Raw genomic sequence first — 23,719 nt, forward strand, 5'->3', positions numbered from 1 at the left:
GCATGGACACGATCACCTTGATCACGGGGGCCAACAAGGGCCTCGGCTACGAAAGTGCCCGCCGACTGCGCGAGGCGGGACACACGGTGCTGCTCGCCGCACGCGATCCTGAACGCGGCCAGGCTGCCGCAGGAGAGCTGGCCGTCCCGTTCGTACATCTCGACGTCACCGACGAGGACAGCGTGGCGCTGGCCGCCTCCTGGGTGCGCGATCAATACGGACGACTCGACGTACTAGTGAACAACGCGGGCATCAACGGGCCGTCGATTCCGATCGACCAGGCCACCGCGGCCGACGTCGCGGGTGTCTTCAACACGAATCTGCTGGGCGTCGTGCGGGTGACCACCGCCTTTTTGCCGCTGCTGCGCGCCAGCGGCAACCCGCGCATCGTCAACGTCTCCAGCGGAACGGGCTCTTTCGCGCTGACCGAGAAGAACAGCTGGTGGGATCCGGAGCATGTGCCCCCGATCTATGCGGCGACCAAGACCGCATTGACCAAACTGACGGTCTTCTACGCGCACGCGTTGCCCGATATGAGGGTCAATGCCGCCGATCCTGGCTGGACGGCGACCGACCTCAACAACTTCCGGGGCATCCAGACCGTGCAAGAGGGCACTGACGCCATCGTCGAATTGGCGACGCTTCCCGCGGACGGCCCGACCGGAGCCTACGTCAACCGACACGGCGTCGTCCCCTGGTGACCACCAGCCCGTGCAACCGGCATGCTCGCCGAAACGAGACCCCACGAGCGACTGCGGAACGGACGAGATCCGACCATGCTTTCATCCGCGAGGCCAGTTCGTCCGCAGGGGTCCCGGAACGCCATGCGGTGAACAGTGGATCGTTTGGCGTGTAGACGTCTCGCAGCTCCAGGTGAACAGCCGAGGTGTTGACGGCACCGATCAGCGAAGTCAACCCAGCCCAACGGCGTAGCCATCCCAACCCGCACGTCGGCAACATCGACCATGACCGGTGCCTCGCCCCGAGGCGCCTTCCCCGCCCGGGGGCCTCGTCCCGCTCGACACCGAGCACCGTCCGGCCCGCGTCAGTCAGGACGTAGGCCAGAATGGTCACGGTCCCGCCGCGCAGATCCAGGTCTCCCGCCGACTCCCGGACAACCCAACCGCGACGCTCGATCGCCTCGAACGTATTCCACCCGATGCGGACGGGGGCGCCATCCTGCTCCCCGTAGTAGCCGTGGCCGAAACTGTCGGCCCGGTAGTACAGAACACCCGCGTGGGCGAAGGTCAGCGCGCGGCGCTGAGGGTCCGACAGCCGCGGGGCCTTACTTGGTGTGTGCGTCCATGGGATAGACGGGTCGTTGTCGACGTAGAGGACCCGCGCGTCCGGCCGCACCTGCTGGACCACCTCGTGCAGGTTCGGCGAGGTCGGCAGGCCGGTCCCGATGTCCAGAAACTGACGAATGTCGTGCTCGGCGGCGAGGTGACGGGCCAGCCTGGCCATGAAGGCCCGGTTCGCCAGCATGGATGTGGGCAGATTCGGCCAGTCCTTGGAGATTGCTCCGGAAGCCGCCCGATCAGCCGGATAGTTGTCCTTGCCGCCGAGCAGATAATCGTAGATCCGGGCCGAGTGGGCCACGTCCGTGCGCAGGTCGGCCGCCCTCCCGCCCGGAGTCCCCGCCGCCGACGTTTCCGTGGCGCCGCCGCGATCGTCGACGATTCTCCCAGCCTGACCTGACCGTCGAGTCCCCATCAGACCGTTTCCGTCCGGATTCATACAGTAGTGCGGTCGTCGCCGGCGAAAGGGCCGGATGCGGCGAGCAGTCGGTGAGGAGGTCGCCGGCGGGGCGTCCGCCGGCCGGCCCGCCGCACCTGCGCCGGGCAAGCGACTACCTTCGGAGCAGACCTACCGGCACCAGCGCGGATGCCCGGATCACACGAGTCGCGACTGGGGGATGCGCATGAGCTTGACCACCGACCCGGACCCGGACCCGGCCCCGGACCCGACGAGGGACGTGGGCCAGGCCAGGGACGCCGACCCGGCACGAGACGCCGACCCGGCACGAGACGCCGACCCGGCTGACGACGGGGCCGGCTTTGCCGAGCTGGCGCTGCGGCCGGAACTGCTGCGCAGCCTGGCCACCCTCGGGTACGAGGAGCCGACGCCGATTCAGCGGGAGGCCGTTCCGCCCCTGCTCGCGGGCCGCGACCTGCTCGGTCAGGCCGCGACCGGCACCGGGAAGACGGCTGCCTTCGCGCTGCCCCTGTTGCACCGCCTGACGGATGACCGCAGCGGCGACCGTGGCCCGCAGGCCCTGGTGCTCGTCCCGACCCGGGAGCTGGCCGTCCAGGTGTCCGAGGCGATCCACCGTTACGGTCGTGATCTCGGTGCCCGGGTCCTGCCGGTGTACGGGGGGGCTCCGATCGGCCGGCAGGTACGCGCGTTGGTGCAGGGCATCGACGTCGTGGTCGCCACGCCCGGCCGCGCGCTCGATCACATGGGTCGCGGGACACTCCGGCTCGACGGCCTGCACACCGTCGTCCTCGACGAGGCCGACGAGATGCTCGACATGGGCTTCGCCGAGGACATCGACGCGATCCTGGAGCAGGCGCCGCAGGACCGCCAGACCGTGCTGTTCTCGGCGACGTTACCGCCTCGGATGGACCAGATCGCCCGCCGCCACCTGCGCGATCCGGTCCGCATCCAGATCGGCCGCGCGGCGCCGGAGCCGGGCGCGGCGCCGCTCGTCCGGCAGGTCTCCTACGTCGTCCCCCGGGCGTACAAGACGGCGGCGCTGGGCCGCATCCTCGACGTCGAGGCGCCCAGATCCGCGATCGTGTTCTGCCGCACCCGGGAGGAGGTCGACCAGCTCGCCGACTCACTCAACGGGCGCGGCTACCGGGCGGAGTCGTTGCACGGCGGGATGAGCCAGGAGCAGCGGGAGCGGGTGATGGAGCGCCTGCGCACGGCGACGGCCGACCTGCTCGTCGCGACCGACGTCGCCGCCCGCGGCCTGGACTTCGAGCAGCTCACCCACGTGGTGAACTACAGCGTCCCGTCGGCGCCCGACTCCTACGTCCACCGGATCGGCCGGGTCGGGCGGGCCGGCCGGGAGGGGGTGGCCATCACCCTGGCGGAGCCGCGCGAGCACCGGATGCTCAAGACGATCGAGCGGGTCACCCGGCAGCGCATCGCCGTCGAGAAGGTGCCCACCGTCGCCGATCTGCACGCCCGGCGGCTGGAACTGACCCGTGCCGCGTTGCAGGAGAGCCTGCTCGAGGACGACCTGGAGCGATTCCGCGTCGTCGTCGAGACGCTCACCGACGAATTCGATCCCATGGAGATCGCGCTGGCCGCGGTGAAGCTCGCCCACGACGCCAGCTTCGTGCCGGACGGCGACGACGACATCCCCGACCTGCCGCCGGCGACCGAGGCGCGCGGCGAACGGGCGGGACGCGACGGCGCCGGCCGCCGGGAGCGGCGACCCCGACCGGCGAGCGGGGGCATGGCCCGGTTGTTCGTCGGTGCGGGCCGTGGCGCCGGCGTCCGGCCGCAGGACCTCGTCGGCGCGATCACCGGGGAGACCCGGTTGTCGGGCCGCGACATCGGCGCCATCGAGATCGCGCAGCGGTTCTCGCTCGTCGAGGTGCCCGACGGGGCGGCCGACGAGGTGATCGCGTCGCTGCGGGGAAGCACGATCAAGGGTCGCCGGGTCGCCGTCCGCCGCGAGCGCCAGGACAGTCACTAGTGCCCGCGGCGGGGGCCGGCCCGGAAGCGCTCTGATCGGGGACGGAGGGACCGATGAGGGATGCGGCGAGGATGCCGGTCCCCATCATGAGCTCAACGCCGACACGCGTCACCCCGAATGGAGATCACCATGTCTCAGCCGGTTTCCCTGCAGGCAGTCCTCGACACCTTCCAGGAGCTGTGGAGCCCGCGCATCGTCACCCAGTTCAACGGGTTCGACGTGCGCGTCGCCAAGTTTCACGACGAGTACATCTGGCACGTGCACGAAAACGCGGACGAGTTCTTCCTGGTGGTCGACGGATTCCTGCAGATCTGGCTGCGCGACAACGGAGCCGAACGTTTCGTGACCCTGAACCGGGGCGACGTCTTCGTCGTCCCACGCGGCGTCGAGCACAGGCCGGTGGCGCCCGGCGGCGCATCGATCCTGATGATCGACCCGACCGGGACACTGACCGTCGGCGACCGTCACGACGACGTCCCCGACGGCATCGAGATAACCGCCGGCCACCGCATCTGATGACCGGAGCACGTCGAGCCGATCACCGCGGGGCGCGCGACGCCTCGCACACGGCCCGCACGACGTCCCCGTCGCAGGCCCTCAGATAGTGGTGGCCGCCCGGGAACAGGCGGACGTCCGTCTCGGCGGTCGTCGCGTCCGCCCAGCTCATCAGGTCGGCCATGGAACAGGTCTGATCGTCTTCGCCGCCGAACGCGCTGATCGGCGCATGCAGCTCGATCAGGGAGTCGGGCAGGTAGTTGTCGAGCAGCCGTAGATCCGAGCGCAACGGCGGCAGGATGAGCGGCAACAACTGCGGGACCTCGAAGACCTCCGTGTCAGGGCCGCCCAGTTGCCGCATGGCGCTCACCAGGTCGGCGTCGGAGAGGCGATGCCGGTGCTCGCCGTCGATGCGGTGGGGGGCGGCGCGGGCCGACACCACGATGCGGTCCATCACGAAGCCGTCCATCGCCTCCAGCCGCTGGCCCACCTCGTAGGCCAGCCCGGAACCCATGCTGTGCCCGAACATGACCATGGGAAGATCCAGTAACGGCCGCAGCTCGGCGGCCAGCTGGTCCGCCATGTCGTGCATGTCGCCGACCAGGGGATCGTCGAGGCGATCCTGCCGGCCCGGGTACTGCACAGCCAGCAGTTCGACGCCGTCCGGCAGCAGCGCCGGCCACGTCCCAAACGAGCTGGCCGTGCCGCCGGCATGCGGCAGGCAGACGAGCCTCATCCTCCGGTCCCCACGGGTCGCCGCCCGGCGCAGCCACGATCCCATGACTCCTCCTTCACGTGTCCTGACCGCAGCCGCCGTCTGGGGGCGCGGTGCCGGTCTGGCCGCGGTCCAACGTCAGGGGCGCAGGTCCACCAGCGCGTCGGCCAGCCGACTGATCCCCGCCGCGATGGTCCAGTCGTCGGAACTCAGGCTCAGCCGGATGCAACGGGTCCCGTGGCCGGCCAGAGCCGGTACCGTCAGCGGGTCGGTGAAGAAATGCCGTCCGGGCACGATGAACATGCGCCGGAGCTTGAGCAGCTCGTACAGGCGAACGTCGTCGAACCAGTCGTGGTCGATCCACAACCAGCAGAACATGCCGCCGTCGTTGGCATGTAGCCGCCAGTCGATCGACGGTGGAAGACTCGCGGTCAGCAGACTTTCGGCCATCTGTCGCTTGGCCCGGTAGTAGGGCCGGATCACCGCGGCGGTGAGGTAATCGATGCGCCGGGTGGACAGGGCCTTTTCCAACACCGACTGCACCAGCTGGGGAGCGTGCAGGGCGGCCCGGGCCATGAAATAGACCATCGGATCGATCAGCTCGGCCGGACCGATCGCGAACCCGAGCCGCTCGCCCGGCAAACCCGCCTTGGACAGAGTGAAGCAGTTGACGACATGCGGGTCGACCATCGGGGCTACGCGTGTCGGGGCGACTCCCGGGAACGGTTCCCCGTAGGCATGGTCGATGACCAACGGCACATCCCGCTCCGCCGCCAGCGCGGTCAACACCTTCAGCTCGGCCACCTCGATCGTCCCGCCGGTCGGGTTGGCCGGATTCGACAGCAGCATCATTCCCATGTCGTCGATATGGCGGAGACCCATGGTATCCAGCTTGTAGTGGAACGACCGGATGCCGTCGGTGACGATCGTCGGGGCGACCCCTACGACTCCGCCCGGTTGGAGTGAGAGTCCGTGGTAGCCGGTGTAGTCGGGCAGTCTTGGCAGGACGAGCGGCCGGCGGCCTTTCCGACCCGGAGCCGGCCCGGTGAACAGCGTCGTGGCGGCGAAGCACAGCATCTGGCTGCCCGGCCCCACCACCACGTTCTCCGGCCCGATCGACCAGTCGTAGGTGGTGTTGAAATACCAGACGATCGCCTCGACCAGGGAGTCCGCGCCGCGGGACGGGCCGTACTGGCACACGGCCTCGACGAACCGTTCCTCCAGGGCCTCTCCCGTAAGCTGCCGCCAGCAGGCCACGACCTCCGGGATCGGCGCGGGATTGCCCGGGCTGAGGTTGAGCCAGTCCCCCTCGCCCTCCTCGGCCCCCGCCACCGCGATGTCCTCCAAGATGGTCCGGATGCCGGTCATACCGGACATCTCCGCACCCCAGGCCGAGAGCTGCACTGAACAAACTTCCTTCCGAACCGAGAAGCCGGCCAGAACGGCCGAGGGCCGCGGCGCCGGCCGGCCCGGGTCACCCGCGCGCCGACAATCATCCGAAGGTCGGTGCCGGGGCGCCTGCAAGCTTAGGAAGCAGCCAGTGCCGACTCGAGGTACGCGGAGATCGCCGCGACCGTCGACTTGCGGAAGAGCTGGTCCATCGGCACCTCGATACCGAGCTGCTCGGTGATCTGCTGCTGGATCCTGTTCATGATCAGTGAATGGCCGCCGAGATCGAAAAAGTCGTCCGTGTCGGCGAAGTGATCGAGCTTGAGCTCCCGGCTCCAGATGGCGTGGACCTGTTCCGCAATCATTTTGTGCTCCCTGTCTCGTGGCCGGGGACGAATGCGGGAACTCGCGTCACGGCGCGACCTCGCCGCAAGAACGGGTGACGAACCTCTCGCCGCGGTTGCTTTCCGTCCGGACCCGGTTGTGGGTGTATCGGTTCTCCCCGGCCACCAGGACGGCTCCGTACCGGGACAGGTCGAACGTGGCGCCGTGCGCGCTGAAGGTATTCTGATTCGGGTAGACACGGACGTGGGTCGGCACGTAGCGGGTGGCGATGGCGAACCGCGTCTCGCGTTCGGTGATGTTCGCCGTGGACCCGTGGACGCACGACGCGGTGAAGATGACTGCCTCACCGGGCTTCATCTCCATCTCCACCACGTCCTCCGGACGCGGCTGCCAGTCCGGATCGACCTTGAAGTCGGAGAAGTCGTAGCCGAAGAAACCGGTCTTGGCCTCGGCCACGTCGTAGTCGGTGCCGCGGCCGGCGCCGGTCGACTTGTGCTCGTCGAAGATCCAGTCATGCTGCGAGCGGCGGACGAACCTCATGCAGGCGGTGTCCCTGGTCGCACGCGTGAAGGTGGTCCAGACCGTGATGTCGATGTAGGCGTTCCAGGCCGACTCGGTCGGGAGTAGTTGTGGTTCGCCGTTCGCATAGCTGTAGTCACGGACCTGATGCCATTCGGTGGCCTCGGCTCCGGGGAACTTCGGGAACCATTCGGTACGCCAGGCCAGCACGTCGGGGCCGAGGATCGCGGTCAGGTACTTGACGACCGTCGGATGGGATATGTGCCGGGTCAGCTCCGGGATGTCGAAATGCCGATCGTAGTTGACGCTGTTCCTGTACAGGGCCGACGAGGAATCGTGGTTCTTGATGCGGATCTCACGGATCATCTCGGCAGCTTCCTCGGGCTCGTACAGTTTGATCGGGCCGATGAAGCCGTCATCTCCGAAGCGCTCGATGTCGAGCTTGATGTCGTCCGGCACGACGGCGTTGGAAGCAATCCGCGCGGCCGGAACCGGCCGCTGAATGTCAGTCATGTCTGTACTCCTTGGCGAACGTTCGTGCGGCGGAGAGGAATCGCTGCACCAGGAAGCGCGGGCGTTCAGCGAGGGGAGACGAGGGCCCCGGCGCCGGGGGGCGGCGCGACGCCGGCAGCCAGCGCGCGGCGGTCTATCTTGCCGTTGGGGTTCAGCGGGAACGACTGCAGCACGACGAATTCCCGCGGCACCATGTGGCGGGGCAGCAGCTCGACGAGCGCTGTCCGCAGCGCCCGGATGTCGAGCGGATCGCTGGCCGGCACCACGAAGGCCACCAGGCCCAGGTCCCCGGTCTCGTCCGGCGGTGCCAGCACGACCACGTCCTGCACCAGGCCACTTCGCCGCACACCGTGTTCCACGTCCCCCAGGTCGACCCTCATGCCGTTGATCTTGACCTGGGCGTCCATGCGGCCGAGTACCACCAGTTCACGGTCGGGGTTCGCATAGCCCCGGTCTCCCGTCCGGTAGATGCGCTGCGTCCGGCCGCCGACATCGGCAGAGGTGAAACGCCGCGCGTCGGCTGGAGAGGAGTTGAGATAGCCGGCACTGACCCCTGCTCCGGCGATGCAGATCTCGCCGGGCTCGCCGTCGGGCACCTCGCGCAGGTCCTCGTCGAGCAGGTAGATCTCGGTGTTGTGCACCGGAGTTCCTACCGGTGTGGGGCCCTCACGGTAGCGGGGGTAGTCCTGGAGCAGATGCGAGGTTGCCACGTCGGTGCATTCGGCGACGCCGTACTGGTGCAGCATCTGGCAGTGGTTGCCAGGCCGGGCGGCCCACTCCTCGACCCGGGCCACATTCAGCGGTTCACCGCCGATGAATACGTATTCCAACCTCGCGAGGGCATCCGTGCCGTGCGCCTTCTCCTGGTCGATCAGGAGGTACAGCGTGCTCGGCGCGCAGTGGAGCGTCTTCACCCCGCGGTCGGCGATCACTCGGTAGGCCAGCATCGGGTCGAAGTACCGGCTGGGTAGCAGGTGAATCGGGGCGCCGGCAAACAACGGCGCCATCAGACCCCGCTGGCTGATGTCGAAGCCGAAGGAACTCACGCTGAGCCCACTCGACCGGCTGTCCAGGCGGTACGCCGTGCGCAGCCATGCGAGCAGGTTGTACCAGCCTTCGTGACGAACCGCGAGTGCCTTCGGCACGCCGGTGGAGCCGGAGGTGAAGACGATGTAGCACAGATCGCCGTTGTCGAGGCTGACGTCGAGGCTCAGGTCGGACAGGTCCGCCCGCTGGCTGGCCAGCTCCTCGACGAGCAACAGGCCGCGGTCGGCTCCCTCCACCAGCTTCGCGGTGTCGGCCGAGGCCACGATGACCTGGACGGGGCCGAGCTGGGACAGCATCAGCTTCAGCCGGCCACGGGGATAGGTCGGATCCAGCGGTACGTAGGCGGCGCCGGCCTTGAGGCTGCCCAGGATGCTCACCATCAGCTCCGGCGTGCGGTCGAGGCAGATGCCCACGATCGAGCCGCGCCCCGTCCCCAGCTCGGCGAGCCGGTGGGCGAACCGGTTCGCCTCGGCGTCGAGTTCGGCGAAGGTGAGCTCCGAGTCTGCGCAGGTGACCGCCAGGCGGTCCGGGTGGTTCCTCGCGTGTTCCTCGACGACCTTGTGTACAAGCCGTACATGCGGCAGAGGGGCACGCGCGCCGGTGAGGCCCATCGGATGCTCCTTACGACAATGTGCGGTGCAGGCGGATGAGGGACCGGTACCTGATGCGCTACCGCGCGCGGTTGATCGCGCCGAGCACGGACTGCAGGCGCGCTGCCTGTTCGTCGCCGTCCACCGCCGCCCCGTACTGGCTGGCACCGTCGATGCGGATCTCCGCGTAGGCCGCGGTCCGGGTGCCCAGGCCGTCGGGCAGTGGGTGGGAGTCCACTCCCACCAGCTCGAACGCCAGGCCTTCGGCGGCCAGCGCCGTCACCAGGGCCGAGACGGCGTCCGCCCCCGATCCGGTGATCCGGGCCTGCCGACCGTCCCCTCGGATGAGCATTGCCTCCAGGGAGGTCGAAGGCCCGCGGGAGACGACCTGGAGGTCCCTGAGCACCAGGCGCCTCTGCTTGACGTTCAGGTACTCCGCCTCGAAGATGGCCCGGATCTGCCTGGGCGTCAGTTCCGTCCCGTCGCGGTCCGCCACCCACTGAACCAGGCGACCCAGTTCGACCCGTATTCCCCGCGGCAGGTCCAGGCCGTACTCGCTGCGCAGCACGTGCGCGACGCCCCCCTTACCGGACTGGCTGTTCACCCGGACCACCGATTCGTAGCTGCGGCCCACGTCCTTGGGGTCGATCGGCAGGTAGGGCACCTCCCAGGCGACCTCGCCCGCCCGGCCACCATTCGCCGTCACCCGGCGCTCCATCGCGGCGAGCCCCTTCGCGATGGCGTCCTGGTGGGTGCCCGAGAATGCGGTGTAGACAAGGCCGCCGACGTAGGGGTGGCGGGCGTGCACCGGGAGCTGGTTTGCGTACTCGACGGTGCGGCGGATCTCGTCGATGTCGGAGAGGTCGAGCTGGGGATCGACACCCTGGCTGAAAAGATTGAGAGCCAGGGTCGCCAGACAGACGTTGCCGGTGCGCTCGCCGTTGCCGAACAGCGTCCCCTCGACCCGGTCGGCGCCGGCAAGGAGGGCCATTTCTGCGCTCGCCACCGCGGTTCCCCGGTCGTTGTGAGGATGGACTGACAGGATGATCGAGTGCCGCCGCTCCAGATTGCGGTGCATCCACTCGATCTGGTCGGCGAAGACCTGCGGGGAGTCGGTCTCGATGGTGGTCGGAAGGTTCAACGTGACCGGGCGGTCGGGACTGGCATCCCATCGCCGCACCATCATGTTGGCGACGCGCAGCGCGAAGTCGGGCTCGGTGATGTTGAAGGTCTCCGGCGAGTACTCGAACCGCAGTGCGCTACCAGCAGCCTTGTCCGCGAGCCGCAGGATGTGCTCGGCCGATCGGGCCGCCATCTGCTCCACCTCGTCGGTGGTCATGCCGAAGACGACCTCGCGCCACAGGCACGCCGTGGCGTTGCACAGGTGAACCATGGCCCGGTCGGCGTGTTCGATGGCCTCGAAGGTGCGGTCGATCAGCTCGGGCCTGGCCGGCGTGAACACGGAGATCGTCACGTCGTCCGGGATCCGGTCTCCGGTGATCAGACTTCGGATGAACGTGAAGTCGGCGTCGCTGGCCGAAGGGTAGCCGACTTCAATGTCCTTGAAGCCCATCCGGACCAGCAGGTCGAACATCGCGGTCTTGCGGTCGACGTCCATCGGCTGGGCCAGCGCCTGGTTGCCGTCGCGCAGGTCCACCGACGCCCACAACGGCGGGTACTCGGTCGACCGGGACGGCCATGTGCGGTCCAGCAGGTTCTCGGGCAGCCTGGGCTGAGTCCTGACGTACCGCTGTGCCGGCATCGATGACGCGCGCTGCGGATTCCACCAGGGCTGCCCTGGGCGGGCCGCGCCCGCCGGGGAGGTGAGCTGCGACGGAACGAATGGTGGCGGCGGCACTGCAATCATCCTCTGCCTCCCTAACCCCCGCGAAGGAGGTGCTCAATCGGCGATTGATGCTTCAACTGGCTGCCGAAGGAAACATATTGGGAGGCGTCCTCGACCTGTCCTTACATGGTCCTCCCGCCACCGCCCTTTTCCTTCTTCATCTCCTTCGTCGAGTGCATGTCGACTGCCCAGTCATTTACTCCGACGGACCGACCCACGGCGCTCGCGACAAAATCGTGCAAAGACAGATCCCGGACGGATTTCCTGTAGGTTCCGGGTCGCCGCCCGCACCGGAGAAAAATGCCGCCGATCAGATTGATCAGTGGATGCGCGCGCCCGCGGCGGGCCGCTGCCCGTTGAGATGGATGCAGCTCACCATCGCCCGCTCCACCGGAGCCCCCTGGCGGTCGCGCTCGTCACCGGGGTCGGCGACGTGCGCGCAGTACACGGCGAGCAACGGATTCATCCGATAGCGGGCCGGTTCGGGTTGTTCCAGAAGGTGTTCGTCGACCAGTGCTTCGAGAAGCTGCTCGGACACCCGAACCGGGATCCGCAGCCGTTCGGCCGCCACCCGAGCGTCGGCCGTCGCGGGGGCGATGGCCGCCAGCAACCGCAGTAACCTGCGCTGGGCGGGTCCCAGGTACCGGTACGACGACTCGAAGCAGACGACGAGTCCGCCGTGCTCCGTCTGCAGTTCGCGCAGCCGACGCTCCGGGTCTGCAAGACGGGCGGCCAGGTATTCCGCCGGCCAGGTCGGCCGGTGTCGCAACCGGGCGGCGGCGGCCGAGATGGCAAGCGGCAGGCGACCGCAGTAGTCGACGATCCGGTCTATGGGCTCGGTCTCGGGGAACGAGCACCGGCCGACGGTGAGGCGACGGAAGAGCTCGCGGCTGGGCTCGCGGGGCAGGACGCCCAGTGAGAGCGTCCGGATGGGCGAGAGTCTGGTCATCGGCAGCCGGCGCCGGCTCGTGACGACAACCAGGCAGCCCGGACCTCCGACGAGCAGCGGCCTGACCTGCTCGACACTCGCCGCGTTGTCAAGAACCAGCATGATGCGGCGCCCGGCGAGCTTGTGCTTCCACAGCATGGCCAGGCCCTCGACCGATCCCGGCATCGCCGCCTCCGGCAGCCCGATCCCACGTACCAGCGCGAGCAGGGACTCGTGGTGGTTCAGGGGCTCACGGCCCGGGCTGTGGCCCTGCAGATCGAGGTAGAAGCGGCCGCCGGGGAAGTGCTCGGCCAGCCGGTGGGCCGCGTGGATGACCAGCACGGTCTTCCCGACCCCGGGCATGCCGTCGATCGTGAAGATCGCAGCACTCGAGGGCGTCGCGGCCGGCGGGAGGGCGGCCCTGCGCCCGGCCGCGCGGTTTGCCTCCTCGCCAGCCCGCAGCACAGCGTCGAGTTCCTCTTCGCGGCCGACGAAGTGCGCGATGTCGGGCGGCAGGCTGCTGCGCAGGGCGCCGGCCAACCTCGGGACAGCCGCCGCAGCGCCGTCGTCGGCCAGCATCTGGCGATGGACGTCGCGCAGTTCCGGGCCGGGTCCGATGCCGAGCTCGTCGGCCAGTGCTCGCCGCGTCCGCTCGTACACCTCGAAGGCCCGCGCCCGGGCGCCCGATCGGTGGAGGGCCAGGATGTACTGGGCGACGATCCGCTCCCGGAGCGGATACTCGGCGACCCAGCCCGACAGCTCGCCGAGCAGACTTCCGTCGCGGTGCAGGGACAGCTCGAGATCGACGCACTCCCCGAGAACCGACAGCCGCAGTTCGTTCAGGCTGGTCACCTCGGCTCGCACCACGGAACGGTCCAGACCGGCCAGCGCCGAGCCGGACCACAGGGACAGCGCGGCCCGCAGGGCCTCGACCGCGTCCGCGGCCCGGCCGTCGGCGCGCAACCGGCGCCCGTGGTCCAGCCCCTGGCGAAAGCTCCTGAGGTCCAACGCGGCCGAACCGGTATCGAGGCGGTAACCGGCTCCGGCAGCGTCGATCCTGGCGTCGCCGCCGGCAAGAATTGCCCGGAGATCGGAGACGGCATTGCGGATCTGCTTCTCGGCCGTGGTCGGCGGATGTTCCCCCCACACCGCATCCACGAGGCGGCTGACCGACACCACCCCGCCGTCCGCCGTCAGCAGCAGACCAAGCACGGTCTGATGTTTCGTGCCCCGTAGAGGAACACGCTTCCCGGCTATCCGGACCTCCAACGGCCCGAGAACCCGGAAATCGACGTGGATCATGAGTCGAAGCACCCCCTCGTGCTGGTATTAAATTCGCGCGGCAGAGCAGGTCCGGCCTACGGCGGTCGCTGCGCCAAAGGTCAGTTCTGCTTGAGCGGTGCGCGCTGACCGAGTCGACCCTGGGTCACTGCGAGCAAAGCCCCGGCGAGCATGACGACCGCTCCCACAATCTGTAGATCGGCGAAGGACTCGTCGAGGAAGATGACGGAGCAGGTGACACCGAAGACGGGGACCGTGAACATGACGAGGGTGGCCGTGGACGGACTCACGACGCGTAGCCCGCGGAAATAGAAGAGGTAGGCCACGGCGGTCGGTCCGATGGCGAGGTAGGCGACGTTGGCCCAGGCCGTGCCGGAGATACCGGACCAGTCCGCAGACGGCAGGTTCGGGGCAGCGAATACCAGCAGAGCCGCCGCCCCCGCGGCCGTCGCGTAGGTCGTGGCCCGCAACGGATCCATGCCTGTGAGTACCTTCTTCGAGGCGATGCTGTAGGCAGCCCAGCAGGCGGCGCCGAGCAGATAGATGAAATCCCCGGCCAGCCGCGAACCGTTCAGGCCCGTGCCGGAACCGTCGGCCCCGACGAAGAAGACCACAGCCCCGGCAACGCCCAGCGCGAGGCCGCCGAGCCGCGCGGGTGAGGCCACCTCGCTGCCGACGGCAAGCAGGACCATCGTGGTCAGCACCGGACTCAGCACCGGGACTATTATGCTCCCGTCGACGGATGGCGCGAGCGAAAGACCCCAGAAAAAGAAGACGTTGTAGGCGAACACGCCGAGCAGCCCCACCCCGGCTGCTCGGGCGATCTGGGGCCAGGTAAGGCGCCGACCGCTCGGCGCCCCGCGACGGGACAGGAAGGTCAGCAGCAGCAGAATCACCGCACCCCCGCCGAAGCGCAGAACCGCCGCCACCTGGTGCGGCATGCTCTCGACGACGACCTTTGAACTGGAGAACGCGCTGCCGAAAAAGGCCATGGTAACCAGCAGATATCGGTATGCTGCGGCATCGTCGATCTGCGAGTCTTCGATTGTCATCTAATTTCCTGACCGGACGAGGGAAGGCCGCATGCGGCCGGCGTCATGGGTGCATACGCGAACCCTTGAGGGTCTTGTCCACCGCGTTACGCGGGCCGTACACGGCCAGGCCGACCAGATCGAGCTGGCTCTGTAGAACAGCGGCCACCGCGGCCCGATTGTCCCGGTCGTTGTTGGTACCGAAAAGATCGGCGGTGAAAACCGAAATCGGCAGACCGCGGCCGACCGCGCGCGAGTGCGCCTGGACCAACGTCTCCTTCGCGCCCTCGAAGACCAGCACCGGCTGGCGAAACATGGGCAGGTACTCCGTCTGGTCGGCGTCGGCGTAGGGCTCGCCGATCACCTCGGAAATCTTCGTGCCGAAACCGCTCACCAGGAAGGCCGTTACGTTCAGGCGCTGCCACGTCTGCAGATCTTCCCGGAGCAGGACCGCGATTTTGGTGTCAAAACGGACGGGCGGGAGCTCGGATTCCATACTCGGGATGTTGACATGGCCGTCACGGAGACGTCTTGTACGAACTTGACATGTTGCGTGTGACGAATTCAACGCGATCCCGCCTGCACCGCGTCGCGCGGCCCGAACCAGCCCTGACCTACTTCGCACGGTCCCGGAGCAGGGATCTGTCGTCAAGCCGACAGCAGGCGCGTGAGCCCAGGAACGGCCCGGGGCGGCACGCGGAGTTTTCTGAAGATGGCGCGGCACCTGGATCGATCATGACCATTCCCAGCTCGGCCCGGCGGTCTCGCAGGATGCCGTCCGCGGCGGCGACGGGCCCGCGTCATGGCCGAACTGCGCAACCTGACCACCACGATCCCGCGGTCGACCGAGGCCCACCGGCATCGGCGCGACTCTCCCGCCACGGAAAGAACCCGATCGATGGCGGAGGGCAATGAGACTGCGACGCTAAGCCACACTACCGAGACTCCTTGTGATAGGTTTTTTGATGGCAGTGGAGGAGGCTCCCGTGAGCGGGACGGCTGGGCAGTCGGCTACCGACGGGCGCCGGGCTCGGAGACTGGAACGGTTCGCACCTGGGTGCTCGGCGGTGCACCGGACCGAACACCGATGCTTCCGGGAGCTCTGAGATGTCGTCAACCACCATGTCCGGGCCGTGGGTGAAGGCATGGCGGCCGCCGGTCGACGGAATAGCGGAGGTATTTCACGCATATTTTACGAACCACGCCTATCCTATGCACACCCATGACTCGTGGACGCTGCTCATAGTCGACGACGGGATGGTGAGGTACGACCTCGACCGGCACGGGCACGGGGCGCTGGAGGGTTTGGTCACGCTGCTGCCGCCGCATGTGCCGCACAACGGCTGCTCGGCCAGCCCGCGCGGCTTCCGCAAGCGGGTGCTCTACCTAGAACCGTCGCAGCTCGGCGAGGACCTCATCGGGCGGGCGGTGGACAATCCCAGCCTTGACGACTCCCTGCTACGCACCCGGGTCGACCAGTTGCACAGCGCCCTCACCTCGCCCGGCCACGAACTGGAAGCCGAGGCTCGGCTCAGCTTCATCGCCGCGCGCCTGCGCGAGCACCTGCGGGGCCGGGTCGAGGCGAAGCCGACCGTGAGCGACTCGGAGATCGCCGAGCAGCTCCGGCAGCTTCTGGACGCGCGTTATGTCGAGGGGATCTCGCTACAGGAGGCGTCCAACCTGCTCCACGCGCACCCGACCCATCTCGTGCGCATGTTCAGCCGGGAGTTCGGGATCGCGCCTCATCAGTACCTGACGGGCCGCCGACTGGACCGGGCACGCGGGCTGCTGCTGGACGGCATGCCTCCTCGTCTGGTGGCCACAGCGACCGGCTTCTACGACCAGTCGCATCTCACCCGCCACTTCAAGCGGTTCCTGGGGACCAGCCCCGGGCATTACGCCCAGTCGAGCCCCCCGTACGCCCAGTCGAGCCCGCCGTCCCCGGCATCCGACGGATGACCGCCGCGCGCCCGAACGCATGACGGTCTCCGGTCGGTGACGCGGGCCAGGCCTGCCGCTTACGACCCGGTGAGCAGCATCGCGCCGGTGAAGGGGCCGACCGCGTTGGCCCAGAGCGCGACCTCGGCGTCAGCGACCTGGCGTTCGCCCGACTGGCCGCCGCGCAGTTGCCGGGTCGCCTCGATGCAGAAGTTCGCGCCGTGGCGGCGGCCCACGTTGCACGCGCCGCCGTCGGTGTTCGTGGGCAGCGCGCCGGTGAGGCTGGTCCCGCCGCTGCTGACGAACGGACCGGCCTGCCCCGGCTCGCAGACCCCGAGCGCCTCCAACCACTGCAGGGTGATGACGCTGAAGCCGTCGTAGAGCTGGGCGCAGTCGAGGTCGGCGGCGGTGAGGTCGGTGTGGGACCACAGCTCCCGCAGGCAGTGCACCGGGGACGTCCGGACCATGTCGGGCAGCAGCTCGAAGGTCATGTCGTGGGTGGCCGAGAGCGCGGTCGCCTCGACGAACACCGGCTTCTGGCGCAGGTCGCGGGCCCGCTCCTCGGTGGTGAAGATGACGGCCGCACCCGAGTCGCAGGGGTAGTCGCAGTCGAGCAGCCGCAGCGGCTTGCTGATGTAGGGCGCGGCGAGGTAGTCCTCGACCGTCAGCGGCTCCCGCAACAGCGCCTCGGGATTGTTGGCGGCGTAGCCGCGCTGGGTGACGGCGAAGTTCGCGAAGTCCTCCTCCGTCGCGTCGGACTCGTGCAGGTAGCGGTTGGTCAGCAGGCCCGCCCACTGCGCCGGCATCAGGTCGCCGAACGGGTGCTGGAACTGCGCGTCGAAGGCCATCCCGGTCCCGCCGGCCCACAGGTTGGCCCGGCTCGGCTGCTGCAGGATCACCCGCATGGCCACCACCACGTCGGCCTGGCCGCTGGCGACCGCGTGGGCGGCATGGATGGCCGGGCTGATGAAGGCCGGCGAGATGCCGACGTCGAGGTGCCAGCGCAGCGGCGAGAAGCCGAGCATGTGCGCGAAGTCGATCGGGTTGCCGCCCCAGGTGGTCAGCCCGTCGATGTCGGCGGATTCGAGACCGGCGTCCGCGAGGGCCGCCCGAGCCGCCTGGGCGGCGTGGTGGCGTTCGCTCAACCCCGTGCGCCGCCCGGCGTCGGAGTAGCCGACGCCGACGATGGCGACTCGGCGCCCGCCCCTCACGCGAGGCTCCCCGCGGGCACGAACACCGGAATCGTGAGGTCCGGGGAGAGGTCCTCGAAGGTGACCTCGACCTGCATCCCGAACCGGACGTCGGGCTCGGCGATCCCCACCAGGTTGGACAGCATCCGAAGGCCGGCCTGCTCGGCGAGTTCGATCGACGCGATCAGGTAGGGGACCCGGTCGGCGAAGAACGGATGGAACACCCGGCGCGTCTCCGTGAAGCTGTACACCGATCCCCGCCCGGACACCGGCTCGAACTCGAGCCGGAAGGAGCCGCAGCGCCGGCAGACCGGTCGCGGGAGGTGGATGAACAGACCGCAGTCCTGGCAGCGCTGGAGCTCCAGTCTGCGCTCCCGCGCCGCGGCCCAGAACGGCGCGCTCAACGCGTCGATCACCATCTCGGGGGGCGCGGGCCTCGCTAAGTCTGCCTGCTGCGTCATGCCGGCTTCGTCCTCTCGGGCTGGGACAGCCCATCCTCGGGCGCCGGGGGCGGCTCGGCCTGGGACCAGGAGACCACGGCAGCAACCGCCCCGTCCGCGCACCGAAGACCGCCCACGCCGATCGTGACCGACAAGGGCATCGCCCGGCACTTGCTCCCACCAGCACCGTAGTTCGGCGCGTCATCCCCGAGCAAGGAGCGTCGTCCCCGAGCAAGGACCCGACGCGGCGCGAACCCGCCGACGCACCGGCGCCAGCCCGCGAGCTGCTCCACGCTGACCTCGACGGCCTCGTAGGTCACCGCGGCACGCCGATCTAGGCTCGTCGGGGTCGGGCGGCCACCACCACGCTGAAGTCGACCGCGTTCACCGCCGGGTTCGCTCCTGCGTCTCCCGGACCTGGTCGGCGGTCAGGACTGGCAGGTCGGCGTCGGCCGCGGCGACCACACCGTCGCCTTCGTCGACGAGTCTCATCGGCGTGGGCTTGGTCGGGGCCTGGAGGCTCCAGGTGCGTCCGTCGGGGTCGCGGACGGTCATCTCGCGGGTGCCGTAGTGGGTCTCCTCGAACTGCGTGACCACCTCGACGGCGGGGTCGAGGCGGAACGCGTCCGCGTCGGCCACCGTCAGCACGGGCTGGATCCGGGGCACCTCGTCGGCGGGAACCTCGCGAAGGAAGACGTAGGGACCGTCGCCGGCTCGCAGCAGCCCCGAGCCGTGGTCGGTCTCGAACTCCAGGGTGAACCCGAGGGACTGGAAGAACCTGGCCGCCCGGCCCCAGTTGTGGGTCTCCACGACCATGCCCTCGATGCCCTCGGTCGCCATGTCAGATCCCCTTCCCGGACGCCTGCCCGCGCTGGTCGCGGAGGTCGTCGTGGTCGCCGTGTGCGTCGTGGTCGCCGTGTGCGTCGAGGCCGTCCTGGTCGTCGAGGTAGGTCCGCAGCGCGTCGGCCACCAGGGCCGACAGGGACAGCTCCGACTCGATGGCGCGATGCTTCACCCGCTTGATCAGCCCGATCGGCAGGTACACGTTGAACTGCTTGACGTCCTCATCCCCCACGGACGCGATGCTAGCATTCTAGCCGGCGCACCGCACAGCGTGTGCCGCGCGGTACACGGGAGGCATGGCGGTGCGATGTGCACGGTCCGCGGGCTCGGATCGCGCCGGACGCACCGCAATCGGCCCCGCCTCGGCGAGCCGTGACGGGTCCGCGGGGGATCTGGCTTACCTCTCGGCCACGTCGTAGCGGCCGGCGATCCCGGTGGCGAGCAGCTCCAGGCCCAGCCGGAAACCCCGCTCGTCGACTCCCAGCACGCCGTCGATGTCAGCCAGCCGGCTGAGCTGGGGGTACTCGTCGGCAGGAAGCCGCCGGCCGGGGGGCGGCGCCACGACCGGCGCGCCGACCCCGCTGGCCCCACCGGCCGCGGTGGTGACGGCGGTGGTGGCCTGCGCAGCGTGCTCGAAGGCGACGAAGGAGCGGGTGTAGTTGAAGCAGACGTTGTAGACCGCGGCGGCGTCGGCCAGAGGCAGGCCGGCGCGCAGCAGCAGCCCGATGCCGGTGTCGAGCCGGCGAAGCTGGGCGGGGGTGAGGGCCGCGCGGATCACGAACGTGGGGGCGTAGAGCACCACCTCGCGGTACACCGGGAAACTCTCCATCAGATCCCGGTAGGCGGTGAAGTAGGTGATGAGCTCGTCACGCCAGGGGCCGTCCCCGGCGGGCGGCAACTGGCGGTGCAGATCGGACATCACCTGGTCGGCCAGGGCCGCGAGCAGGTCGTCCTTGGTGTCGAAGTACCGGTAGACGCTCATCACGCCGCAGCCGAGCCGCCGGGCCAGCGCCGGCATGCTCAGCCGGGCGAGGCCGTCCTGCGCGGCGAGGTCCCGCGCGGCCGCGACGATCTCGCCGCTGCTCAGCGAGCCGCGCGCCCGCCGGCGTCGCCCGACGGTCGGCGGCTGGGTGCCTTCGGCAGATTCACGCACGCCCGCCATTGTCAGGGCTCCGCCCGAGGGCCGCGCTGTCACGGCCCCGCCCGAACGCTGCGCCGCGCCCGACGACCAGGTCGGGCGGGCGCGCTGCGGGCGGGGCCGGGCGTCACGGGCGGACGGGCCGGGTCTGGGTGATCGTCGTGCCCCAGCTGTGCAGCGCGGCCCCGTGCAGGCCGCCGAGACCGCCCGCGACCATCACGATGACGTCCTCGGGCCGGCGGGTGAGCGGGACCCGGCCGCGCGCGTCGACCCACCCGATGTCCTCGTACTGGCGCTGATGCTGGCGCGGGAACTCCGACAGCGGGATCGAGGCGTGCTCCCACAGGATGCGGCGCACGTCGTCGACGTCCGGGTAGGCCCTGCCGACGAGCGCGGCCCAGACCGGGTTGAGCGCGATGACGACTTCGGCGAACGAGAGCTGGACGAGGTAGCCGTTGGCCCCGGGATGGGCCAGCGCGCGCCCGACGAACTCGAGCAGCACGTCGGCGTCGGTGGCCACCACCTCGCAGATGTTGGCCGTCCCCATCGTGCCGAACGCCGTGACCGCGTCGCCCGGCACGCCGCGGCGCTCGGCGAGCGGCGCCCACGGCGAGCGTTCCTCCCACTCCCCGAAGACGATGCCGTTGACCCGGCCGGGCTGACCGAACGTGCTCTGCGAGGTGACGCCGACCCGCTGACCGGCGACGTTGCGCATGACCAACTGCAACGCGCGGCCGATCGAGGCCGCCCGTCCATCCGCTCCGCCGAGGCAACCGGCGCCGAACGGGATGCCCAGCGCATGCCGCTGCGCGCCGTTGACGATCAGGGCGGTCGTCACCGAGCCGGTGGTGGCGTTCAGGGCGTGCAGCTCGTAACCGGGGTCGGCGACGGCCTCCACCGCGGCGCGCAGCAGCGGCAGCGCGGCCGCCGGCGCGCCGGCCATCACCGCGTTGACGGCGAGTTTCTCCGCGGTGACGGCCGCCCTGGAGGGCGGCAGCGCGCCGATCACCTCGTCCGGCGGGGTCCCCCACTCGGCGAGGTAGCGCGCCACCCGCTCGGGCGTGGGCGGCACCAGCGGCAGCCCGTCGCTCCAGCCGCGCTCGCGCGCGAGGGCGTCGAAGGCCTCCTGGTCGGCGGGCACCTCGTGGACCACGCTCGACAGCGCCGGGGGCACGGTCGCCGGGGTGGCCGCGGTCGCCGGTGCGACGGTGGACGCCGGGGTCGCAGACATCGCCGGGGCGACGGTGGACGCCGGGGTCGCCGGGGTCATCGGACGACCGCCCCGATGGCGTCGAGCAGCGCCGGGAACGAGGAGCGGGCGTGCGCGCGCACCTGCTCCTCGGGCAGGGTGTTCAGCGACGAGGGCAACTCGACCAGGCGCAGGCCCGGCCGACCGTTGTCGGCGGCGAGGGTGCGCGCGAGGCCGACGAAGTGCTCGGTGGCCGCGACCACCGTGGGCAGCCCGCGGTTGAGGGCGTTCAGGCCGTCCTTGACGCTCCACGAGGTGCACGAACCGCAGTTCGCCAGGCCCGAGATGACGGCGTCGACGCCGCCGACGAAGGCGTCGTACTCCGCCTGCTTGCGCTCGCCCTCGGCGCCCTTGAGCCCCTGGGCGCGCCGCCACGTCGTGACGATCGCGCCGGCCCGCTCCAGCTCGGCGATCCACTCGTCGACAGTCTGGTCCCACGCCTGCCACAGGACGTCGACCCGCACCCCGATGCGCCGGCCCCGTAGCGAGCCGAGATCCGGCCCCGGGTCGGCGTCACCGGGCATGACGCCGCCGGTGGGGTCCAGCACGGTGATCGACGAAGGCGCCGGGCCGGCGGGTGCGGCGACGCCGTCACCGGCGGGAGCCGGCTGGCGGGAGTCGTCGATGCGCACCGCTGTGAGGCCGGGCAGGGCGCTGCGCAGCCGGGTCTCGACCACCTGCCGTAACTGGTCGGGCGGGAGGGCGCAGTTGTCCCCGCAGTCCGCGTCGTCGAGGCTGAACGACAGGTCCACCGTGCCGGTGTGCTCGTCGACCGCGCTGACCGCGAGCGTGCCGCCCTCGCTGCCCAGCATCGCGGCGAGTTCGGCGACGGTCCGCGCAACCGAGGCACGCCGCACGCCCTGCACCAGGCCCGTCATGCCGCGACCCGATCGCGGGGCGACCGGCGGCCCGCGGCCCCCGTCGTTACCGATCCGTCCATGGCGTCATCCCATCGTCGTCCGGGAGTGAAGGCGTTTAGCGTAAGCCTTACGCTAACGGCGGTCCAGGGAAATCGGTCGACGGCGACAGGCCGCGTCAGAGCCCCGGCGCGGAGGCGGAGGCCGGGGCGGGAGCGGAGGCGGGAGCGGGAGCGGAGGCGGAGGCGGAGGCGGGAGCGGAGGCGGAGGCGGGAGCGGAGGCGGCCGGGCGCGCCCGGCGCAGGCCGTCGATGAAGAGGTCGAGCTCCGGGCCGAAGTCCGACCGGCATTCGTCGGCGGCCATGACGGGCAGGATGAGCCGCAGGTGCGGTAGCTCCTCGCTGCGCGCCGCCGTGCGCGACCAGTCGTCGAGCAGCTCGGCCTGGTGCGTCTGCACTCCGGCCGGGCTCGCCGTCTGGACCAGGACCGCGCCGAACAGCAGCCCGACCAGCGACCGGTAGCGGCGCACGGCGGTCGGCTCGTCGAGCCCGGCGTCGAGAAGCGCGCCGAAGAACGCGTCGATGACGCTCAGCGCCCGGATCGAACGTGGGTCGGCCTGGTTGGCGACCATCGCCCGGGCCACGACCGGATGGGCCGCGAACGCGGCGAACGCGCTGTTGCCCAGCAAGCGCAACCGTTCGTCCCAGGCAAGCGCGGAATCGGGCAACGGGATGGACTCGTACACGCGCGCCGCGATGCCGTCGAGCAGGTCACGCTTGTTCGCGACGTGGTTGTACAGCGACATCGCCTCCACCCCGAGCTCGGCCGCGAGCCGACGCATCGTCAGATCGGCCAGGCCGCGCTCGTCGGCAAGCCGCAGCGCGGCGTCGAGAACCGTCCGCCGGCTCAGGGTCTGACGCGGCACGGATCACCTCCGAAAAGAAGTTGGCGGATCATTGGTCGGCGGGTGTGATATTACGATACTTACCTTGTAAGCTTACGGGATAAGTATTGGCTTCAGTGGAGGATTCCGTGGACGCCGAGACCCTGCTCACCACCACCCGTTCGGTCCGCCGCAAGCTCGATCTGGAGCGGTCGGTGGAACCCGAGGTCCTTTACGACTGCCTGCGCATCGCCCAGCAGGCCCCGGCCGCCGGCATGCTGCGCTCGGCCCTGCGCTGGATCGTGGTTCGCGACCAGGCTCTGCGGGAGAAGATCGCGGCGCCGGTCCGCGAGGTGGGCCGCGAGTCCCAGGCGAAATACGGGCACCTGGTCGACGCCCGTACGCTCGCCTCGGGGAAGCACCTGCTCGACACCCTGCACCGCATCCCGGTGCTGGTCGTGCCGTGCATGCAGGGTCGGCCCGGCGGCGACAACGGGGAGCTGTCCGCCTACTACGGCTCGGCCTACCCGGCGATCTGGAGCTTCCAACTCGCCCTGCGCGCCCGCGGCCTCGGCAGCACCATGGTCGGCTACCACCTGATCGGCCGCGAGCAGGAGGTCGCCGACATTCTCGGCATCCCGGCCGACGTCACCCAGATCTCGATGCTGGCCGTCGCCTACACGACCACCGACACATTCCGCCCCGCCGTCTGGCCCCCGGTCGAGGACATCACCTACCACGACGGCTGGGGCCGCCCGGCATAGCCCGCGGGC

24 protein-coding genes are annotated in these 23,719 nt (G+C 69.7%); 5 read left to right on the top strand and 19 right to left on the bottom strand.

All coding sequences use genetic code 11. The features are described 5' to 3' along the window. Window positions 1–2 precede the first annotated feature (2 nt). The gene (locus AC5R91_RS18310; RefSeq protein WP_495392567.1) at window positions 3–701 is read left to right on the top strand and encodes an SDR family NAD(P)-dependent oxidoreductase; all 699 of its coding nucleotides are present in this window, start codon (window positions 3–5) and stop codon (window positions 699–701) included. Here AC5R91_RS18310 and AC5R91_RS18315 read toward each other — a convergent pair. Beyond that, window positions 673–1,713, bottom strand: a complete 1,041-nt coding sequence (locus AC5R91_RS18315) for a DUF6879 family protein (RefSeq protein WP_495392568.1) — start codon at window positions 1,711–1,713, stop codon at window positions 673–675. The two genes, AC5R91_RS18310 and AC5R91_RS18315, sit on opposite strands and share 29 nt — an antisense overlap. 208 nt (window positions 1,714–1,921) lie before the next feature. Between AC5R91_RS18315 and AC5R91_RS18320 the strand changes: the two genes are divergently transcribed. Next, window positions 1,922–3,709, top strand: coding sequence for a DEAD/DEAH box helicase (locus AC5R91_RS18320; RefSeq protein WP_495392569.1), 1,788 nt, complete (start codon window positions 1,922–1,924; stop codon window positions 3,707–3,709). Between the two features lie 129 nt (window positions 3,710–3,838). After that, window positions 3,839–4,225: a cupin domain-containing protein gene (locus tag AC5R91_RS18325; protein ID WP_495392570.1), complete on the top strand. Its 387-nt coding sequence runs from the start codon at window positions 3,839–3,841 to the stop codon at window positions 4,223–4,225. A gap of 22 nt (window positions 4,226–4,247) precedes the next feature. Here AC5R91_RS18325 and AC5R91_RS18330 read toward each other — a convergent pair whose 3' ends face one another. The 9 genes from AC5R91_RS18330 to AC5R91_RS18370 all read right to left on the bottom strand — a co-directional run bounded on the left by AC5R91_RS18330 (window position 4,248) and on the right by AC5R91_RS18370 (window position 14,904). Beyond that, window positions 4,248–4,985 carry a thioesterase II family protein gene (locus AC5R91_RS18330; protein WP_495392571.1) on the bottom strand — a complete coding sequence of 246 codons (738 nt, stop codon included), beginning with the start codon at window positions 4,983–4,985 and terminating at the stop codon, window positions 4,248–4,250. 72 nt (window positions 4,986–5,057) lie between these two features. Continuing rightward, the gene (locus tag AC5R91_RS18335; protein ID WP_495392572.1) at window positions 5,058–6,443 is read right to left on the bottom strand and encodes an aminotransferase class I/II-fold pyridoxal phosphate-dependent enzyme; all 1,386 of its coding nucleotides are present in this window, start codon (window positions 6,441–6,443) and stop codon (window positions 5,058–5,060) included. Between the two features lie 2 nt (window positions 6,444–6,445). Further along, a complete protein-coding gene (locus AC5R91_RS18340; protein ID WP_495392573.1) occupies window positions 6,446–6,673 on the bottom strand; it encodes a phosphopantetheine-binding protein in 228 nt (75 codons plus the stop codon). Between the two features lie 46 nt (window positions 6,674–6,719). Further along, window positions 6,720–7,685, bottom strand: a complete 966-nt coding sequence (locus tag AC5R91_RS18345) for a chlorinating enzyme (protein ID WP_495392574.1) — start codon at window positions 7,683–7,685, stop codon at window positions 6,720–6,722. A gap of 65 nt (window positions 7,686–7,750) precedes the next feature. Beyond that, window positions 7,751–9,343, bottom strand: a complete 1,593-nt coding sequence (locus tag AC5R91_RS18350) for an amino acid adenylation domain-containing protein (protein WP_495392575.1) — start codon at window positions 9,341–9,343, stop codon at window positions 7,751–7,753. Between the two features lie 58 nt (window positions 9,344–9,401). Next, window positions 9,402–11,189: a 2-isopropylmalate synthase gene (locus AC5R91_RS18355; RefSeq protein ID WP_495392576.1), complete on the bottom strand. Its 1,788-nt coding sequence runs from the start codon at window positions 11,187–11,189 to the stop codon at window positions 9,402–9,404. 298 nt (window positions 11,190–11,487) lie between these two features. Then, window positions 11,488–13,398: an AfsR/SARP family transcriptional regulator gene (locus AC5R91_RS18360; protein WP_495392577.1), complete on the bottom strand. Its 1,911-nt coding sequence runs from the start codon at window positions 13,396–13,398 to the stop codon at window positions 11,488–11,490. Between the two features lie 80 nt (window positions 13,399–13,478). Beyond that, window positions 13,479–14,429, bottom strand: a complete 951-nt coding sequence (locus AC5R91_RS18365; RefSeq protein WP_495392578.1) for a DMT family transporter — start codon at window positions 14,427–14,429, stop codon at window positions 13,479–13,481. Between the two features lie 43 nt (window positions 14,430–14,472). Further along, the gene (locus AC5R91_RS18370) at window positions 14,473–14,904 is read right to left on the bottom strand and encodes a DUF2000 family protein (RefSeq protein ID WP_495392579.1); all 432 of its coding nucleotides are present in this window, start codon (window positions 14,902–14,904) and stop codon (window positions 14,473–14,475) included. Between the two features lie 626 nt (window positions 14,905–15,530). Between AC5R91_RS18370 and AC5R91_RS18375 the strand changes: the two genes are divergently transcribed. Next, a complete protein-coding gene (locus AC5R91_RS18375) occupies window positions 15,531–16,367 on the top strand; it encodes an AraC family transcriptional regulator (protein WP_495398000.1) in 837 nt (278 codons plus the stop codon). 59 nt (window positions 16,368–16,426) lie between these two features. On the opposite strand, the gene AC5R91_RS18380 is transcribed toward AC5R91_RS18375, so the two are convergent. From AC5R91_RS18380 to AC5R91_RS18420, 9 genes are all read right to left on the bottom strand, one after another. Continuing rightward, the gene (locus AC5R91_RS18380; RefSeq protein WP_495392580.1) at window positions 16,427–17,557 is read right to left on the bottom strand and encodes a thiolase family protein; all 1,131 of its coding nucleotides are present in this window, start codon (window positions 17,555–17,557) and stop codon (window positions 16,427–16,429) included. Beyond that, window positions 17,554–17,997 (bottom strand): Zn-ribbon domain-containing OB-fold protein, encoded by a 444-nt coding sequence (locus AC5R91_RS18385; RefSeq protein WP_495392581.1) that lies wholly within the window; start codon window positions 17,995–17,997, stop codon window positions 17,554–17,556. The genes AC5R91_RS18380 and AC5R91_RS18385 overlap by 4 nt, the downstream gene beginning before the upstream one ends. Continuing rightward, the gene (locus tag AC5R91_RS18390) at window positions 17,994–18,296 is read right to left on the bottom strand and encodes a hypothetical protein (RefSeq protein WP_495392582.1); all 303 of its coding nucleotides are present in this window, start codon (window positions 18,294–18,296) and stop codon (window positions 17,994–17,996) included. Before AC5R91_RS18390 ends, AC5R91_RS18385 begins: the two co-directional genes overlap by 4 nt. A gap of 64 nt (window positions 18,297–18,360) precedes the next feature. Next, entirely contained in the window at window positions 18,361–18,816 is a 456-nt protein-coding gene (locus AC5R91_RS18395) for a VOC family protein (protein WP_495392583.1), read from the bottom strand. A gap of 1 nt (window position 18,817) precedes the next feature. Then, entirely contained in the window at window positions 18,818–19,051 is a 234-nt protein-coding gene (locus tag AC5R91_RS18400; RefSeq protein ID WP_495392584.1) for a ribbon-helix-helix domain-containing protein, read from the bottom strand. Between the two features lie 165 nt (window positions 19,052–19,216). Beyond that, complete coding sequence (locus AC5R91_RS18405; RefSeq protein ID WP_495392585.1) at window positions 19,217–19,981, bottom strand: TetR/AcrR family transcriptional regulator; 765 nt, start codon at window positions 19,979–19,981, stop codon at window positions 19,217–19,219. Between the two features lie 103 nt (window positions 19,982–20,084). After that, on the bottom strand, window positions 20,085–21,227 hold the full coding sequence (locus tag AC5R91_RS18410; RefSeq protein ID WP_495392586.1) for a hypothetical protein: 1,143 nt from the start codon (window positions 21,225–21,227) through the stop codon (window positions 20,085–20,087). Next, a complete protein-coding gene (locus tag AC5R91_RS18415) occupies window positions 21,224–22,084 on the bottom strand; it encodes a UGSC family (seleno)protein (RefSeq protein WP_495392587.1) in 861 nt (286 codons plus the stop codon). Before AC5R91_RS18415 ends, AC5R91_RS18410 begins: the two co-directional genes overlap by 4 nt. Before the next feature lie 157 nt (window positions 22,085–22,241). Then, on the bottom strand, window positions 22,242–22,988 hold the full coding sequence (locus AC5R91_RS18420; RefSeq protein WP_495392588.1) for a TetR family transcriptional regulator: 747 nt from the start codon (window positions 22,986–22,988) through the stop codon (window positions 22,242–22,244). 107 nt (window positions 22,989–23,095) lie between these two features. Between AC5R91_RS18420 and AC5R91_RS18425 the strand changes: the two genes are divergently transcribed. Next, a complete protein-coding gene (locus AC5R91_RS18425) occupies window positions 23,096–23,710 on the top strand; it encodes a nitroreductase family protein (RefSeq protein ID WP_495392589.1) in 615 nt (204 codons plus the stop codon). Window positions 23,711–23,719 lie beyond the last annotated feature (9 nt).

It is taken from the genome of Frankia sp. BMG5.60 (assembly GCF_059428125.1).

Excerpts from the sequence above, each read along its gene's own strand:
- AC5R91_RS18315 (WP_495392568.1), bottom strand. The coding sequence starts at position 1,713 with ATGGGGACTCGACGGTCAGGTCAGGCTGGGAGAATCGTCGACGATCGC.
- AC5R91_RS18350 (WP_495392575.1), bottom strand. The coding sequence starts at position 9,343 with ATGGGCCTCACCGGCGCGCGTGCCCCTCTGCCGCATGTACGGCTTGTA.
- AC5R91_RS18355 (WP_495392576.1), bottom strand. The coding sequence starts at position 11,189 with ATGATTGCAGTGCCGCCGCCACCATTCGTTCCGTCGCAGCTCACCTCC.
- AC5R91_RS18345 (WP_495392574.1), bottom strand. The coding sequence starts at position 7,685 with ATGACTGACATTCAGCGGCCGGTTCCGGCCGCGCGGATTGCTTCCAAC.
- AC5R91_RS18385 (WP_495392581.1), bottom strand. The coding sequence starts at position 17,997 with ATGACGCAGCAGGCAGACTTAGCGAGGCCCGCGCCCCCCGAGATGGTG.
- AC5R91_RS18365 (WP_495392578.1), bottom strand. The coding sequence starts at position 14,429 with ATGACAATCGAAGACTCGCAGATCGACGATGCCGCAGCATACCGATAT.
- AC5R91_RS18405 (WP_495392585.1), bottom strand. The coding sequence starts at position 19,981 with ATGGCGGGCGTGCGTGAATCTGCCGAAGGCACCCAGCCGCCGACCGTC.
- AC5R91_RS18370 (WP_495392579.1), bottom strand. The coding sequence starts at position 14,904 with ATGGAATCCGAGCTCCCGCCCGTCCGTTTTGACACCAAAATCGCGGTC.
- AC5R91_RS18320 (WP_495392569.1), top strand. The coding sequence starts at position 1,922 with ATGAGCTTGACCACCGACCCGGACCCGGACCCGGCCCCGGACCCGACG.
- AC5R91_RS18415 (WP_495392587.1), bottom strand. The coding sequence starts at position 22,084 with ATGACGGGCCTGGTGCAGGGCGTGCGGCGTGCCTCGGTTGCGCGGACC.
- AC5R91_RS18310 (WP_495392567.1), top strand. The coding sequence starts at position 3 with ATGGACACGATCACCTTGATCACGGGGGCCAACAAGGGCCTCGGCTAC.
- AC5R91_RS18395 (WP_495392583.1), bottom strand. The coding sequence starts at position 18,816 with ATGGCGACCGAGGGCATCGAGGGCATGGTCGTGGAGACCCACAACTGG.
- AC5R91_RS18375 (WP_495398000.1), top strand. The coding sequence starts at position 15,531 with ATGTCCGGGCCGTGGGTGAAGGCATGGCGGCCGCCGGTCGACGGAATA.
- AC5R91_RS18340 (WP_495392573.1), bottom strand. The coding sequence starts at position 6,673 with ATGATTGCGGAACAGGTCCACGCCATCTGGAGCCGGGAGCTCAAGCTC.
- AC5R91_RS18325 (WP_495392570.1), top strand. The coding sequence starts at position 3,839 with ATGTCTCAGCCGGTTTCCCTGCAGGCAGTCCTCGACACCTTCCAGGAG.
- AC5R91_RS18360 (WP_495392577.1), bottom strand. The coding sequence starts at position 13,398 with ATGATCCACGTCGATTTCCGGGTTCTCGGGCCGTTGGAGGTCCGGATA.
- AC5R91_RS18410 (WP_495392586.1), bottom strand. The coding sequence starts at position 21,227 with ATGACCCCGGCGACCCCGGCGTCCACCGTCGCCCCGGCGATGTCTGCG.
- AC5R91_RS18330 (WP_495392571.1), bottom strand. The coding sequence starts at position 4,985 with ATGGGATCGTGGCTGCGCCGGGCGGCGACCCGTGGGGACCGGAGGATG.